1 protein-coding gene is annotated in these 1,373 nt (G+C 58.0%); it reads right to left on the bottom strand.

All coding sequences use genetic code 11. The features are described 5' to 3' along the window. Positions 1-1,288: IS4 family transposase (locus HBH25_RS22950; RefSeq protein WP_178089124.1), on the bottom strand; the 1,288-nt coding region annotated here is incomplete at its 3' end. Positions 1,289-1,373: the final 85 nt, after the last annotated feature.

Here is a 1,373-nt window from a genome sequence, read left to right as displayed (position 1 = left end):
TGGAAATCTTCACCGTCCTTGGTCGCCCTGGCCTTGGACGGTGATCCAGAAACATACCCGCGACACCTCCCCGCAACTCAGCCAACCTTCTACCCGTAGCTGATACCGGATTGGCCGCAGCCATGACGATCAACTGCACGGCAATATACTGGCAGGCCGGCTTGAAACGTATGTCAGAAGGCGCTCGGCCAAAGGCTACAGCGGCTTGGCTGGCCTCCCGGCGGACGATGTTGTAGGCCAGCAAAAGCCCCCAGACCTCCTGATAAATCAGCTCGACTTTCTTGCTGCGCAGCGTCACGGCATTCTGCTGCATGGAGCTTTTAATGTCCCGGAAACCCAACTCGATCTCCCAGCGCTTCAGATACAGCTCGGCTACTGCGCCCGTGCTGTAGCGGTCGGCAGGCAATGAAGTAAGTAGCGATCTGATGTGCCCCTGGCTTTCATAGCTGACTTCACGCACTTCCCAGTGCATGGGCAAATCCGGGTTTCGCTTGCGAGCCTGAGGGGAGACTTTCATGCGCACACGCCGGTCGTACTCGCCATAACGCTCGACTTCTTCCATGACCAGGTTCTTGCGAGCGGGCGTCAACCAGTGACGATTTTTACCACCCTCAGCGACGCCCAAGAGCAGGTCAGCGCCCCAAAAGCCCTTATCGAATAACGTGATCGAATCATCTGGAATCTGCCCCAGGAAGCTTTCGGCCAGGCGCATCTCGCTGCCCCGGTAAGGGCTAAGCTGGGCGTCGAGGATCACATGGGAGCGCACATTCATTAGTGCAACGAGGCGTAGCATCGGGAACGGTGTCTGACGTTCGGTGCCCGTGTTGCCTGAACCGAAATGCTCTCGCAACTCAGGCGAATCAGGCGTTCGCAGCAATGCGCCGTCCACTGCGAACACCTGCAGGCCGCCCCAGGCATCACCTTCGTATCGCTCGCAGCCCCACTGATTACCGGTCTGGCGGAACAAGGCCTCGACTGGATCGGCTTCCAATCGCTTACGCGCCTCAGTCACACCGCTTCGCGCCAGTAGCTGGTCGGAGGCCAGGCCTTGAGCACAGATATTCAGGCGTCTTGCCACCTCATGCACAGGCTCATCGCGGAACAGTGCCATGCCCAGCACCAACCAAAGCACCTGATCGCTCGGCAGGCGCCGGCGCCGGATAGTGGCTTGTGCCGAGAGATTGAGCGCACTGGCAACCCACTCAACAGGGATGTTCTGGGTAAAAGTGCTGAGGTCGGAGAAGTTGAAGAGATCGCCGAGGTCGAGCAGTTGCTGCTGAATGGGCATAAAAAATCCGATACCAGTGGGCTGGTATCGGATTTTCTAGAAACCCCGGCTTGGACTCAAATGCTTAAGTGAACAGCATTACGGC

This window comes from Pseudomonas quercus (genome assembly GCF_012033695.1).
Taxonomy (GTDB): domain Bacteria; phylum Pseudomonadota; class Gammaproteobacteria; order Pseudomonadales; family Pseudomonadaceae; genus Aquipseudomonas; species Aquipseudomonas quercus.
The sequence above is the reverse complement of the archived record's forward strand: the minus strand, read 5'-3'. Positions and strand labels throughout refer to the sequence as shown.